The organism is Verrucomicrobiia bacterium (assembly GCA_019634635.1).
In the GTDB taxonomy this organism is placed as follows: domain Bacteria; phylum Verrucomicrobiota; class Verrucomicrobiia; order Limisphaerales; family UBA9464; genus UBA9464.
In genome coordinates, this window is sequence record JAHCBB010000034.1 from 1 (window position 1) to 15407 (window position 15407).

Annotated in this window: 8 protein-coding genes and 1 tRNA gene; 5 read left to right on the forward strand and 4 right to left on the reverse strand. The window is 63.7% G+C overall.

What is annotated here, in order from left to right; genetic code table 11:
• Positions 1-38 precede the first annotated feature (38 nt).
• Complete coding sequence (locus KF791_17355) at positions 39-3713, forward strand: PQQ-dependent sugar dehydrogenase (protein ID MBX3734346.1); 3675 nt, start codon at positions 39-41, stop codon at positions 3711-3713.
• Positions 3714-3883: 170 nt separating this feature from the next.
• Positions 3884-7606 (forward strand): PQQ-dependent sugar dehydrogenase, encoded by a 3723-nt coding sequence (locus KF791_17360; protein ID MBX3734347.1) that lies wholly within the window; start codon positions 3884-3886, stop codon positions 7604-7606.
• Between the two features lie 57 nt (positions 7607-7663).
• Here KF791_17360 and KF791_17365 read toward each other — a convergent pair whose 3' ends face one another.
• On the reverse strand, positions 7664-8497 hold the full coding sequence (locus KF791_17365; protein ID MBX3734348.1) for a type II secretion system protein: 834 nt from the start codon (positions 8495-8497) through the stop codon (positions 7664-7666).
• 163 nt (positions 8498-8660) lie between these two features.
• Between KF791_17365 and KF791_17370 the strand changes: the two genes are divergently transcribed.
• Positions 8661-9575: an aldo/keto reductase gene (locus KF791_17370; GenBank protein ID MBX3734349.1), complete on the forward strand. Its 915-nt coding sequence runs from the start codon at positions 8661-8663 to the stop codon at positions 9573-9575.
• A gap of 9 nt (positions 9576-9584) precedes the next feature.
• Here the strand turns inward: KF791_17370 and KF791_17375 are convergent, their stop codons facing one another.
• Together KF791_17375 and KF791_17380 are read right to left on the reverse strand one after the other, a co-directional pair.
• Positions 9585-9791 (reverse strand): hypothetical protein, encoded by a 207-nt coding sequence (locus KF791_17375; protein ID MBX3734350.1) that lies wholly within the window; start codon positions 9789-9791, stop codon positions 9585-9587.
• Positions 9792-9843: 52 nt separating this feature from the next.
• Complete coding sequence (locus tag KF791_17380) at positions 9844-11145, reverse strand: Gfo/Idh/MocA family oxidoreductase (protein MBX3734351.1); 1302 nt, start codon at positions 11143-11145, stop codon at positions 9844-9846.
• A 154-nt stretch (positions 11146-11299) separates the two neighbouring features.
• Between KF791_17380 and KF791_17385 the strand changes: the two genes are divergently transcribed.
• Together KF791_17385 and KF791_17390 are read left to right on the forward strand one after the other, a co-directional pair.
• Complete coding sequence (locus KF791_17385; GenBank protein MBX3734352.1) at positions 11300-12628, forward strand: asparagine synthetase B family protein; 1329 nt, start codon at positions 11300-11302, stop codon at positions 12626-12628.
• A gap of 140 nt (positions 12629-12768) precedes the next feature.
• Positions 12769-12859, forward strand: a tRNA-Ser gene (locus tag KF791_17390).
• Between the two features lie 331 nt (positions 12860-13190).
• Here the strand turns inward: KF791_17390 and KF791_17395 are convergent.
• A complete protein-coding gene (locus tag KF791_17395; GenBank protein MBX3734353.1) occupies positions 13191-15407 on the reverse strand; it encodes an LPS-assembly protein LptD in 2217 nt (738 codons plus the stop codon).

Sequence of the window (15407 nt, forward strand, 5' to 3'; positions counted from 1 at the left end):
GAATCACGCGAGGCCCCAGCTCGCACAATAAAATCATCATGCGCCGCTTCCGAAATTCCGATCCTGACGTTGGCACCGCACCGTACCGGCAGACCGGACCGGGTGCCGCGGCCCCGCTGTCACCCGTCATCGCCCTTGCGGACCGGCCGCGGGCTTGGCTCAGGCCAATGCTTGCCGTGTTGCTCGCCTCGGCTTCGACCTGGGCCGGTGTGGCCCAGCATCTGGTTTCGAATCCGCCGCGGTTCCCATTCGCCGATCAACCGGCGGCGTATGAGCTGGTGAACTTGATGCCCAGCCTGAATTTCACGGACATCATCGGCATTGCCACGCCTCCGGGACGCACCAACGAGCTCTTCGTGGTGATCAAGACCGGGCGGATTTACGCCATCACCAATCTGGCTGCGCCGACCCTTACCGACTTCCTCGACATCCGGTCAAAGACCTTCACCGTCGGCGAATGCGGGTTGACCGGGCTCGCGTTTCATCCGAACTACGCGCAAAACCGGAGGTTCTTCGTCTTCTACACGCCGACCAACAGTGCGGCGCAGCGAATGTACAATGCGGTTTCCCGCTTCCAGACGGATCCGGCCAATCCCTGGCGGGCCCTGCCGAACTCCGAGCAGACGCTGTTCGCCCAGCACGACGTGGCCTCCAATCATCAGGGGGGTGACCTGCACTTTGGTCCCGACGGATACTTGTACGTCTCGCTCGGTGATGGGGGCGGCGGATCGGCCGGGGCGACTGCCAATGCCCAGAAGATCAACAATAATTTGTTCGCGGGAATCCTGCGCCTGGATGTGGATGAGCAACCGGGGAGCCTGACCCCGAATTCGCATGCCGCCGTCGTTGGGGGATACCGGATTCCGCCGGACAACCCGTATGTGGGTGCCACAAGCTTCCATGGACAGTCCGTGAATCCATCGTCGGTCCGCACGGAGTTCTGGGCGGTGGGCCTGCGGAATCCGTTTCGAATGTCGTTCGACTCCTACACCGGGGAGCTTTACGTCGGCGACGTCGGCGAGGTGACCCGGGAGGAGATCAACCGGGTGGTGGCCGGCGGGAACTACGGATGGAACCGTGCCGAGGGAACCCTCGTCTACAACGCGCCGCCTTCCGGGACCACCTATCTGCCGCCGCTTTACGAATATGGACGGACCGGTGACGCGAACTTCCAGGGGTTCTGTGTGATTGGCGGTGTGGTGTACCGCGGCACGCGGAATCCGGAACTTTTCGGCAGGTACATTTTCGCGGACTATACCACGCGCCACGTTTGGGCGCTGGATCCCGGGCAGCCGGCCGGGTCGGTGCGGCGTCTGCTGACGGCAGCGGGACAGCCGGTTTCGTTTGGCTTTCATCCGCGGACCGGAGAGGTGCTGGTGGTGGAAAGAAGTGGTTCCACCGGGCGGATTTCAAGACTCCGGCGCACGCCGGCAACGGACGGCCCGGGCCTGCCTCAAACGCTGAGCGCGACCGCAGTCTTTTCCAACCTGGGGACCCTCGCGACCCAGGAAGGGGTGCTTCCCTACGAGGTCAATCTTCCCTTCTGGTCGGATCACGCCATGAAGTACCGGTGGTTTTTCTTCCAGGACCCCGCTGGCGTGATCACGCGGGACGCTTCAGACCGGTGGACGTTCCCGACCGGCACGGTCTGGGTGAAGCACTTTGAGCTGGACCTTGTGCGCGGGAATCCGGCGACTCGACGCCGTCTCGAGACCCGCTTCCTCGTCAAGACGGCGGAAAGCGTTTACGGGCTGACCTACCGATGGCGTCCGGACGGCAGCGACGCGGACCTCGTTCCGGATGGCGGAATGGATGAGACCATCCAGATTCAGGACGGTGGTGTCATTCGCGACCAGGTCTGGCGTTATCCCGGGCGTTCGGAGTGCATGGTCTGCCACCATGGCACCGCGGGAGGCGTGCTGGGTTTCAGCACACGGCAACTCAATCGCAATGTGGTGGTTGCGGGATCAGGGATCAACCAGTTGACGGCGTTCGGAAACCTGGGGGTGATTCAACCGCCACATTCGCAGCCGGCGTCGTTGCCGAGGCTGTCGGCTTCGGATGATCTCACGGTGCCTTTGGAGGACCGCTTCCGGTCGTATCTGGATGTCAATTGCGCATACTGTCATCAACCGGGCGGCATCGGACGGGGCCAGTGGGACGGACGCTTGGCGACGCCGTTCCATCAGGCGGGCATTCTGAATGGCCCGGTTTTTGACGACCTCGGAATCCCCGGTGCCCGTGTCATTATCCCCGACAACCTCGGCGCCTCGATGATCTGGCAGCGAATCAGCCGCCTCGACGACCGGCACATGCCTCCGCTGGCCAGCTCCGAGCTGAATGCGCCAGCCCTGGAACTGGTTCGCTCGTTCATCGAGGGCGGACCACCGGCGCCGATGCGCACCGAATGGACCATCGGCACCTATGAGGGTCCCGGCACTCCCAATTATCCGGTCTCGGCATTTGCGGAGTTCTCGGCGGCGGACAATGCGCGCACGCCGGCTCCCGGTGCCGTGACCCGGGTGCCGGGTGATCCCCAGTACAGCGCGGCCAACAACCCCCGTTCGGATGACGACTACTACTTCGCGGGCACCTATCCCGCGGGATTCAATGGTCTGACCTCGACACTTGTGGTGCCATACGACGAGCCCTTTTCGGCATGGGAGCGCTCGCACGGAAAGACGGATCCGACCAACCGGATTCATCTGGTCCTTTCGCCCTCGCAGACATCAGCCGGGGTCCGTTTCCAGCTGCGCCTTGAGTATTGCAACGGCGGGGTGTCCATCGATGGGGTGCGGCAGCCCGGGTTCGGGGAGCACAGCATGGTGTACCGGTTTCGCAATGGAACCGGCCTGGAAACCGTCCTGCAGAGCCGTGTGCTCAATTCCGTGGGTCCGGTGGTGATCGAGTTCGATGCGGCGGCGGTGGGCGCCACCCCGGGCCCGAACACCATCGAGCTGGTTCGAACCGGCCCGTCGCTGTCCGGGGTGTCGTACTGGGTGGAATACGACCAGGTCCGCCTGAGCGTGGTGCCGTCTGCACCGCCTGCGGTTCGGACGTCCTGGGTGATCGGCACCCGGGAAGGACCCTCGACGCCGGGCTATCCCGGCGCTGCATTCGCGGAGTTTTCAATCCAGAACCAGAGGCTGGATCCGTCCCCCGGATCGGTGACCCGGCTGCCGGGGGATCCGCAGTACGCAGCCGCGTCGAATCCCGGCGCGGACGATCACTTCTATTTCGCCGGCACCTATCCCACGGGATTCAATGCCCTGACGACGCCCCTTCAAGTCCCCAATGACGAGCCTCCGGTGGCGTGGGAGCGTGCCCATTCCGGCGCGGACCGCTTCAACCGGGTCCACTTCATGCTGAGCGAAGCCCACTTGGTGCCCGGAGCCCGGCTGCGGCTTATTTTCGAGATCTGCAGCGGCAAGCGGATGATCGGCACGGTGGACAGCGGGTTTGGCGAGCACGACATGATCGTGAGTTTTCGAAACACGGCCGGGACGGTGACCCAGCTTCTCAGCCGAAAGATCACGGCCACCGGTCCGGTGGAGGTGGAGTTCCCCGTGAGCGCCGTGGCGGCGCAGGCGGGTCCGAACACGATCGAACTGAACCGAACCGGTCCAAACGCCTCGGGCGAATCCTTCTGGATCGTGTACGACTACCTCCGGCTGGACAGCAACGTGGGCGGCGGATACCCCGCACCCTACTGAGGTTCCTGGCCTCCCTGGACAATGATGTTGGTGCCGTCGCCCAGCGTAACTTCCCCGGCCGACGTGGGTGCGTCGCGGATGCTTGTTTGCGCCACTGTCAATGACCGGAGGGGGTCCTTGAGCGGCCCGAGCTCCCGCCGCCGCATCAGTAGCGCTGAGCCCGACACGTGATGCGTAACATTTCCAACGGGTCCAGCGGTGTCCTCCCGGGCCGGCTAAACCTCGGCCTCATTCCAGGCGCGGGCCACCGCTCCGGTTTGGGTGTGGTTCCGGAAGGCGCGACGAGCCCCCATGCCGCGATCCACCCGGGGGCCCTTCCTTGGAGGCCCCTCAAACCGTGGCTGCTGGCGCTCCTGTGGTGGATCTCGAACGTGGCTGGTGGTGCGCAGGGACCGTTGGTGAATCCGGCGCGCTTTCCATTCACAGCTCCCGGCTCGGAGTACCAGCTGGTGAATGTGATGCCCGGTCTGAACTTCCCGAGCATTGTCTGCACGGCGATGCCGCCTGGGAGGACCAACGAGCTTTTCGCGGTGATCAAGTCGGGCCGGATCCTCGTAATTACGAACCTCCAATCCCCGACGATTACAGCGTTTCTCGACATTCGGTCGCGGACATTCACCGCCATCGAGAGTGGTGTCACCGGCCTCGCGTTTCATCCAAACTACGCGCAAAACCGAAGTTTCTTCGTCTTTTACACGCCCACCAACCATGTGGAACAGCGCGTATACAATGCGGTCGCCCGCTTCCAGACGGATCCAGAAAATCCATGGCGTGCCCTCCCGAACTCCGAACAAATGCTGTACGCGCAGCACGACGTTGATGCGACCCACCAGGGAGGCGACCTGCAGTTTGGTCCTGACGGATATCTGTACGTTTCCGTGGGGGACGGTGGAGGCGCGACAGGAGCAGCGGCCAACGCCCAGAGGATCAACCGGGATCTGTTCTCCGGGATTTTGCGGCTCGATGTGGATGGGCGACCGGGGAGCCTGACCCCGAATCCGCATCCATCCGTCCGTGGAGGTTATTGGATTCCACCCGACAACCCGTTCGTTGGTGTGACGAGCTTTGGCTCGCAACCGGTGAATCCTGCCACCGTTCGCACCGAGTTCTGGGCCGTGGGGCTGCGAAATCCGTTCCGGATGTGCTTTGATGCCTATACGGGCGAGCTGTACGTCGGAGATGTCGGCGAGGTGACCCGCGAAGAGGTCAATCGGGTCATCCGCGGGGGCAACTATGGCTGGAACCGAATGGAGGGCACGGTGGTCCGCAGCAGCTTGCCATCCGGGATCCCATATTTGCCACCCCTCTATGAGTACGGGCGCGCCGGTGGCGATCCCAATTTTCTGGGAAATTGCGTGATTGGTGGCGTGTTGTACCGGGGCACCCGTCATCCGGAACTGTTCGGGAAGTATGTATTTGGGGACTATGGCACCCGGCACATTTGGGCGCTCGATCCTTCCCGGCCGTCCGGAACTGGAGTGTCCCGCCTTCTCACATCGTCGTGGGTGCCGAGTTCCTTTCTGGTCCACCCGACGAGCGGTGAGATTTGGGTGGCGGAACGGGAGGGCCCGAATGGAAGAGTTTCAAGGCTCGAACGAAATCCGACCCCCTCGGCGCCGGGGTTGCGTCAGACCCTGGGCGAAGCCGGCGTCTTTTCGGATCTGGGCTCGCTGGCGGTCGCTGATGGCGTGCTGCCCTACGAGGTCAACCTGCCGTTCTGGTCGGATCATGCAGCCAAATACCGGTGGTTCTTCTTCCAGAATCCCAACGGTGTCATCACTCGGGATGCCGCGGACCGCTGGTCGTTTCCAGAGGGCATGGTGTGGGTGAAACATTTCGAGCTGGACATGGTTCGTGGTAATCCCGCCACAAGGCGGCGTCTGGAGACGCGCTTTCTGGTGAAAACGGCAACCGGTGTCTATGGCGTGACGTATCGGTGGCGTCCGGATGGTAGTGATGCCGACCTTGTGCCGGATTCCGGCATGGACGAGAGCTTCCTGGTACAGGATGGCGGCGTCATACGATCCCAGCTTTGGCACTATCCCGGGCGATCGGAATGCATGGTGTGTCATCATGGTCCCGCTGGCGGAGTCCTTGGCTTCAGCACCCGCCAGCTAAATCGCGACGTGGTTGTCGCCGGCTCGGAGATCAATCAGTTGACTGCGCTGGGCAACCTGGGGTTGATTCATCCACCGCACCTCCATCCGGAATCCCTTCCGCGGCTCTCGGGGGCGTCTGATGCGACGGCATCGCTGGAGCACCGCTTTCGCTCGTATCTCGATGTCAATTGCGGGTACTGCCATCAGCCGGATGGAATGGGACGGGGATTATGGGATGGACGTTTGGAGACTCCATTGGTCGAGGCTGGCATCGTGAACGGTCCGGTTCTGGAGGGGTTTGGTATTCCAGACGCCCGGGTTCTTGTCCCAAACAATCTTCAGGCATCCATGATCTGGCAGCGCATCTCGCAGCTGAATGAACGGCACATGCCACCGCTGGCGACGAGCGAACTGGATTCCGGGGGGATGGCCCTTGTGCACGCCTTCATTGCTGGCTACGGACCTCCTGCGAATGGAGATCGCACCGAATGGACCATCGGCACCTATGAGGGTCCCGGCACTCCCAATTATCCGGTCTCGGCATTTGCGGAGTTCTCGGCGGCGGACAATGCGCGCACGCCGGCTCCCGGTGCCGTGACCCGGGTGCCGGGTGATCCCCAGTACAGCGCGGCCAACAACCCCCGTTCGGATGACGACTACTACTTCGCGGGCACCTATCCCGCGGGATTCAATGGTTTGACCTCGACACTTGTGGTGCCATACGACGAGCCCTTTTCGGCATGGGAGCGCTCGCACGGAAAGACGGATCCGACCAACCGGATTCATCTGGTCCTTTCGCCCTCGCAGACATCAGCCGGGGTCCGTTTCCAGCTGCGCCTTGAGTATTGCAACGGCGGGGTGTCCATCGATGGGGTGCGGCAGCCCGGGTTCGGGGAGCACAGCATGGTGTACCGGTTTCGCAATGGAACCGGCCTGGAAACCGTCCTGCAGAGCCGTGTGCTCAATTCCGTGGGTCCGGTGGTGATCGAGTTCGATGCGGCGGCGGTGGGCGCCACCCCGGGCCCGAACACCATCGAGCTGGTTCGAACCGGCCCGTCGCTGTCCGGGGTGTCGTACTGGGTGGAATACGACCAGGTCCGCCTGAGCGTGGTGCCGTCTGCACCGCCTGCGGTTCGGACGTCCTGGGTGATCGGCACCCGGGAAGGACCCTCGACGCCGGGCTATCCCGGCGCTGCATTCGCGGAGTTTTCAATCCAGAACCAGAGGCTGGATCCGTCCCCCGGATCGGTGACCCGGCTGCCGGGGGATCCGCAGTACGCAGCCGCGTCGAATCCCGGCGCGGACGATCACTTCTATTTCGCCGGCACCTATCCCACGGGATTCAATGCCCTGACGACGCCCCTTCAAGTCCCCAATGACGAGCCTCCGGTGGCGTGGGAGCGTGCCCATTCCGGCGCGGACCGCTTCAACCGGGTCCACTTCATGCTGAGCGAAGCCCACTTGGTGCCCGGAGCCCGGCTGCGGCTTATTTTCGAGATCTGCAGCGGCAAGCGGATGATCGGCACGGTGGACAGCGGGTTTGGCGAGCACGACATGATCGTGAGTTTTCGAAACACGGCCGGGACGGTGACCCAGCTTCTCAGCCGAAAGATCACGGCCACCGGTCCGGTGGAGGTGGAGTTCCCCGTGAGCGCCGTGGCGGCGCAGGCGGGTCCGAACACGATCGAACTGAACCGGACCGGTCCAAACGCCTCGGGCGAATCCTTCTGGATCGTGTACGACTACCTCCGGCTGGACAGCAACGTGGGCGGCGGATACCCCGCACCCTACTGAGCGAGAACGGGCGCCGTGACGGAGTGTCCGCGGTCTTTGGCGGGCAAGTCAGGCGGCTTAGCGGCGGACGCTGGTGCGATCTGAAAGCCAGATCATGTCGCGATTGTTGGGAGAGGCCACGTTCAAGGGCATTTCGTAGAACTTGATGGGCTGGACCGTTCGGGCGTCCACCCACTTGCGGATCTCGGTATGCCCGTCGGCAAAAGAGATGCCGGCCGCCCGGTTGTGGTAGCTGGCCGGGTAGTCAATGATCCGTGCCGCACCGGGAGATTCCACCATCATGTTGGCAAACCCGCCGGCATTGATGCTGTCCGGATGCTCATCGAGAAGAACCCACAAATCGGAGGCGCCCGGTTCGACAAAGTCCGAGGTCTTGTAGTAGGTCTTGTAGCGACGCTGGTTGGCGGACATGGACGATCCTGGTGGGAGCCACTCGCCGGGTCCCCCCATCGCCTGGCTCATGCCCATGCTGCGTACCCGGGGGTGTTTCCGGCCCCCCAGGGTGATCTGGCTGCGGTCGGCGGGACATTTGTACACCGCTGGCGTCCCGAGATAGGGGGCGAATTTGGAGTTCGTCACATCCATGATCATCAACAGGTTGGTGTTGTCGCTGGGGAACGGGCCCGGCCAGCCCAGCCAGCCGCCCACCCACTGATAGGGCTCGTTCCTCGAATTCCCGGGTGCGGTGATCCGGTCGGCGTTGTCGTTGGGGTACATCAGGTGCGCCAGCTGCAACTGCTTGAGATTGCTCATGCAGGAAATGCCCTGCGCCTTGGTTTTTGCCTTGGCGAGTGCCGGAAGTAGCATGCCGGCCAGAATGGCGATGATGGCGATCACGACCAGCAGTTCGATCAGGGTAAACGCGGACGTCCGACGCGGATGACACATCATGGCGGTAGCATGCGGCTCCTTGGAATTCGGGCAATGGTCAAGTTGCTGGTGCCGCCCCGCATCAGGCAGGGGGGAGAGGTCCGGAGGGTGACGGCGTCGCGATTCGCGTCCCCTGTGATGCACAGGCTTTCCCCCGGGGGGGCGCCGGGGCCAGTCTGGTCAGGTGCAACACATTCTGCTGGGACGCTCGACGTGCCGCGTTTCGCGCTTGGGCTATGGATGCTGGCGCCTTGCCGGGTCCGAAGGGGTGGAGACGCCAACGGAGCCGGCTGAGGGCATTCGCGCGGTGCTCGCGGCCGCCGATTCCGGGATCACACTCTTTGACCTGGCCGATGTTTACGGTGGCGGACGCTGCGAGGAACTCTTCGGCGCCGCGCTGCGCGAACGGCCGGGGCTGCGCAACGAGCTGGTCGTTGCCGGGAAGTGTGGAATCCGCAGGGCCGGTGTGCCCTCGGCAATCTCGCCCTACCGGTACGATTCAAGCGCGGCCCATATTGTGGTCAGTGTGGAGGCATCGCTGAAGCGCATGGGCATCGAGACGCTTGATGTTCTGATGCTGCACCGTCCGGATTTCCTGATGGAACCCGACGAGGTGGCGGGCGCCTTTGTTCGGTTGCATGACGGCGGGAAGGTTCGTGAGTTTGGCGTGAGCAACTTTCTGCCAACCCAGTTCTCTCTGCTCCAGCAGGCGTGTCCGATGCCCCTCGTGGTGCACCAAGTCGAGATCAGCCTGGCCCAGTCCACCGCGCTTGAGGACGGCACCCTCGACCAGTGCCTCGCCAGTCGGATGACTCCGCTCGCGTGGAGTCCGCTGGCACGGGGGGCGTTGGTTCCGACCCCGGGGGCTCCGAGGGGGGCGCTGACCGATGCCCTGATCGAGGCCGCCTCTGCCAGGGGCGTGACGCCGGCCGCCATTGCGCTCGCCTGGCTGCTGCGCCACCCGGCGGGAATCGTGCCGCTCATCGGCAGCATTCGGGCCTCGAGAATCTGGGAGGCCGTGGCCGCCATCGAAGTGCCCATGGACCGGGAGGAGTGGTACCGTCTACTGACGGCAGCCCGAGACCGAAGACTCCCCTGACTGCTGCGCTCAGCCCGCCTTGGGTTTCCAGACGGCGGCGTCAATCACAGACCACAGATGGACGAGCCATCCCATCAGCAGGAACCACAGCGCACCGGCCAGCAGAAACTGAATGAGCGCCATCAACAACCGCCCCTGAAGCAGCTGGCCAAGTCCCGGCACGAAGAAGCTGCAAAGCGCCGCGATGACATTTCCTGTGGAACCGGCACCGGCCATGGCGGGGTAGGGGCGGGAAGGAGTTGAGCACCGGCCGGCTGCCCGGCCAGCATCAGGCAAGCTTGTAAAGGCCGGGCACCGGCAGTGGCATGATGTCCAGCTTCATGTCCCACGCCAGCGGGGCTTCCGGTGTGAGCCGCTCGGTGGAGTTCAGCGCCTGCTCCCAGGTGACTTCCTGACCGGTGTAGGCCGCCATCCGGCCCATGATTCCGAGCAGGGTGCTCGACGTCATCCAGTCCCCATCAAAACGGCGCGGGGCGGTGCCCCGGATGCCCGCGAACAGTTCCTCATGTTCGACGACATACATGTCGGGCTTCTTGCCGTCGTACCGCCACCGGTTGGCCCCGGAAATCACCGGACTGTTCCAACCGCTCTGCGCGTAGCCCTTCGAGCCGAGGATGTAGTCCGAATTGTCACTGTAGCATCCCGCGATCTGGCGTTGCGCCACCACACCGCGCACGCCGCCAGCGTATTCGTACACCACGGTGACGTGATCGAAAATATTCCCCTCATGGTTCGGGACGCAGCGACCACCGGTGGCGGTGCATTTCAAGGGCGGCTCGTCGTTCATGCACCACGCAAGCTTGTCCACGGTGTGGATGCATTGCTCGACCAGCCCGTCGCCGGAGAGCCACGAGAAGTTCATCCAGTTCCGGACCTGCCACTCCAGATCGGTCATGCCCGCCTTCCGGGTGTTTGCCGCGGGCATGGGCTTCACGGGACCCGTGAGGTACGTGCCGTACACGGCGCGGACATCGCCGATCGCGCCTTCGCGGATCTTTTCGTAAAGCGCGCGCCGCGGAAGATCGCTCCGCCAGCAGAAGCCGCAGACCAGGTGCAGCTTCTTCTCCCTGGCCATCGCCACGGACTCCATCACGTGCCGGACGCCCACCGGATCCGTGGCCATGGGCTTCTCACAGAAGATCTGTTTCCCCTTTTCCACGGCGTAGCGGAGGTGTTCCGGACGGAACCCTGGAGGCGAGGCCAGGAGGACAACATCCACGCCCGAGTCCACGACCTTTTTGTAGGCATCAAGTCCAGTAAACTGGGTGTCGGGGGTCACCGTCACCCGGTTGCCGTACTGCTCCTTGAGGCCCTTGACAGCGGATTCCGCCTGCGACGCGAACACGTCACCCACGGCCGTCACGACGCAGTTGGCATCGGCCGTGAGCGCGTTGGCGGCGGCACCAGTGCCGCGGCCTCCGCAGCCCACCAACCCGACCTTCAGCGTGTCGGCATTGGCCGCGAACGCGGACTCACGAATGAGGATTCCCGGGGCGGCCAGGGCGAAGGCGGCGACGGAGGAGGAGGTGCGGAGGAACTCGCGCCGGGAGGGGGAAGGGGAATGATCCATGGTTGGACTCGACGATCCGGAGTGTCCCGCATTCGACCGAATCCGGTCAAGTGGCGAGGTGTCGTTTCCAACGGCGGGTGCCGCAGTGGCACAACCCCGGAGCTCTGCCTCCTGCCGGCTTGCATCCTTGGAACCGGTTGCCGACGCTGCGCATATGTCCATTCACGAGGCCTATGTGGAGCGGGTCGTGGACCTGCTGGATCCCGCGGCCAACCGTTTGTTCAATGTCACCCTGGACGAGGCCCGTGGGCGGGTGCGCACCGGCGACGCGGCGCAGGTGGCCTCCATTGACGGGTCCTTCGCCCTGCTCGCCCGCGAGGGCCGGACGGTCCGCATGGCACGTTCACTGGACCGTCCGATGCGCTATTTCCTCGCGAAACGCGCCGAGGGACCGGCGTTGATCGTCGCAGACCGAATGGACGTCCTTTTGGAGCAGTTGCGCCGGGAAGGCCTCGCCGACCAGTTCCATCCGAGCTACACGCGGATGGTTCCCGCCCACTACATCGTGGAAATCCAACTGGTCGGTTGCCCTGATCCCGACCCCGTCTACACCCGCTACTTCACGCCGGACCGAAATGCGCTGCCCGCCGATCTCGATGTCATCGGGCGCCGCTATGTGGGCGCCGTCGCCGACGAGATTGGCAAACTGCTGCGCACCCTGCCATCCCACGAGCCGATTGGAGTCGCCTTTTCGGGCGGGGTGGACAGCGGACTGGTGTTTCTCACGACCTTTCGGATGCTCCGGGAGCTCGGGATGAACCCGGCGCGGCTGAAGGCGTTCACACTGAGCTTCGGCGGTGGCCCGGACCTCGAACAGGCGCGGACGTTCCTCTCGCGGATGGGATTGGGACTGTTTCTCGAGGAGATCCACGCAGATCCGGCGGAACTCGATGTCCAGGAGACCCTGCGCGTCCTTGAGGACTACAAGCTCCTCGATGTCGAATGCGGGGCCATGGCCATCGCCCTGTGCAGGGGGATTCGGCGGCGGTATCCGGATTGGCGTCATCTGTTCGACGGCGATGGCGGGGACGAGAACCTCAAGGACTATCCGATCGAGGAGAATCCGGAGCTGACCATCCGCTCGGTCGTGCACAATCCGTTGCTGTACCACGAAGGGTGGGGCGTGGGCAGAATCAAGCATTCGCTGACCTACAGCGGGGGGCTGAGCCGGGGATGCGTCCGCACCTACGCCCCGTTGCGGCGTTATGGATTTGAGGGGTTCAGTCCGTTGATGGCCCGGGAGGTAATGCGGGTCAGCGAGGGGATCCCGTTCGTCGAGTTGACCGGATACGATGTGCCCACGCTGTACTCGTTGAAGGGCGAGGTGGTGTCCCGGGGCGTGAAACAGTTGTTTGGGCTCGACATGCCGGTGTTTCCCAAGCGGCGGTTTCAGCACGGCGCCGTGGAGGCCGGGACGCTTCGGACCCGGCTGCCGGCTGATGCCGCGGCGTGCCGGCGGCAGTTTTACGGGCTTTACGAGTGAACGAGTGAAGTCTTCCGGGCAGGGTGCCCGGGACCGGCGCGGATCCCGTGGCGATGCCCGCCGAGGGGCCATCCGCCCAAAACCACCGGCTCGAAACCAGTTGCCATGCCCGGGCACGCGTCGCCAATGTTCCCGCCGCCGGAGAGGTGGCTGAGCGGTTTAAGGCGCACGCCTGGAAAGCGTGAGTAGGCTTATACCCTACCGGGGGTTCGAATCCCCCCCTCTCCGCCAAATTCAGGGCCGTTCGCTGGACCCCGCGTTCCCACAAGGCCAAACCGGATTGGGCGGGGAACCGGCTGGGTTCCTTGGTCGTCCCGAAGACTGCAGGTATTCCCCGAACTGCCATTCTCCACGATTGCGGGCAACAACGGCCTGCAACTGCTGATCACGGTCGTGCAACGAGGCCAGGTATCCGGGGGAAGTTCCGTTGCTGATTGCGGGGCGCTGGGTCCGATGCATGTGCGGCCCAAAATGCGACCCAAAGCCGGGCCTGCGGAGTGTACAATATTTGTTATATTCAAATAATAGGTAAGCCGGAACTCCCGGTCTGTCGCCGGCGGCTTCAGAAGATCCAGGGTTCGAGGATCCGGTTCGGCCCGGTGTTTCTCTCCTGCTGCCCCGCTCCTGGTGCCGCCTTGAGCTGGAAGGCTACGCCAACCGTCCAGTCAATCCCGTTGGGTCCGTTGTCCAGCACCTGCACCGTCACGGCACCCACCCAGCTCCGGAAGTCGCGGGCCAGCGTGTAGTACTGGGCCTGCATGGTGCTGAACTCCGCCTCGAACTGGTGGCTCATGCGGACACTCCAATTCTCGTTCATCCGGTAGGCGATCGTCGAAAAATAGGTGTTGCTGGTGTCGTTCCCGAGTTCCGGATCGGCGCGGAGGTAGCGGTTGGCCAGCGTCCAGCTCCAGACGTCGTTCGGAGTCAACCGGATCACGTTATCGAACTCGTTCAACCGGCCGTCCGCCACGTCGAAGCGCAGGATGGACCCGTAGCCCATCCAGGAGGTCGGTTGGAAACTGAGCCGGGAATACACGTCCGAGAAGGTCGTCTCGAAGGACTCCTGCTTGCTGAGGTTCCAGTCGGTGTAGAGCTGCCAGTTCACGAACTGCTGCACGCCCGAGTCGCGCTTCGTCTCCAGGATGTTGAACAGCGAGAGGCGGATGACGTTCCGGTACCCCAGGGTGTCAATCGAATTGTCGTCCGGAAACTCAATCGGCCGCAGCTCGAACGAAGGCACCCGGTAGTCAAACTGCGGCACCTGGCGGGGCTTCAGATTGGGGGTGGGAATGAACGTGTAGTTCACCGAGGGCTGGATCACGTGCCGCAGCCCGTTGACGTCCAACGTGCGGTTCGAGACCTCCTTCCACGTGGCGGATGCCTTCCAGGTGATCTCGCCCCCGGTGTTGAAGACCCATCGGTTGCCCGGTGCGGTGATGTCGTCCAGCCCGGTGGGTTCCCCATAATGCGTGTAGCGGACCCCGCCCCGCGGGATGACGTTCAGGAATCCGAACAGGGTCTTCGGCAGCGTGATCTGATGGTAGGTGTCCGCCCGGAACGCCTCGTAGCTCAGACTCGAATAATCCCCCTCGGAAAACCGGTAGTAACCCACGGAACTCTGGGAGTCGTAATAAAGCGGCGTCGGGCCGAGCTGCTGTCGCGATCCGTTGAAATAGAGCTCTGGCAACCGGACGACGGCCGGTTGAAACGAATTGATCTGCGGCGCCACCAGGACGCCGAGGCTGAAGTTGCTCCAAAGCTGCTGGGCCTCGACATACGACAACGGCTGCGGGGTGTTTTCGCGGTACTCGTTCTGGAAGAAATCCCGGATGATGTCCGGATCCCCCTGCTGCCAGATGGCGGCGGTGGCATACAGGTCTTCGCGGGGATTGGCCTGATGACTGAACGCAAAGCGTTCCCGATTTTCCGGGTTTTCCTGTCCAAACTGGTCCGTGCCGGGCTCTCGATCGTGAATGTAGTAAAAGGTGCCCTTCCCCTGCCCCCAGCGTCCGAGATCATATTCGGCCGAGGGCCCGATTCCAGGTCCGCGCTTCGAGTAAAAGTCGAGCTCAACCGCGGTGTGAAGGTTGGTGCTCCAGTTCTGGTGAAACGCCCCGAGAACGAACCCGCCCCAGATGGACCGATACCCCGGCACCGCCGTCCAGTAGTACTTGTGCGAGGTCAGGGAGCGCGAATAGGTCGGGAAATACATCACCGGTACCCCGCCCACCACCGCCGTGGCATCCGTGGCGGTAATCCTCCGGTCCTGCGAGATCGTCAGGCGGCGTGCGCGGATCTTGTAGTCGGGATCGGCGACGTCGTCGGTCGTGAACACCCCGTCCACCGCGGTCTGCACCGCATTGGTCCGCCCGCCCTCCAGCCGGGACCCGGATGCGAAGAACGGCGGCTGCCCGAACCGGAAGTGATCCGCGCTGAGTTCACCCGTGTCGTAGTGGTACCGGATGCGCTCGCCCCGCCACAGCACGGTGCGCCCGTCGGGGCCACTGCGTTGCAGGCTGACGTCGCCCTCGGCCAGGAGGGACGCGTTGTCGAGGTCGAGCTGGATCCGGCGCGCCGTCAAGGTCGCACCGTCATAGGTGACCACGACGCCATTGACCGCCGTGGCCACCCGAGTGGCACGGTCGAATTCAATCTCCCCCTGCCCGTCCGCCGCCCGGATCAGCACCGTCCCGGCCGTTGATTCTCCGGGGGATTCCGCCTCCTGTCCGAGCGCGGAGGCGGTCAGCAGGATGGCTAGGCCCAGGGGCGTGAATCTCAT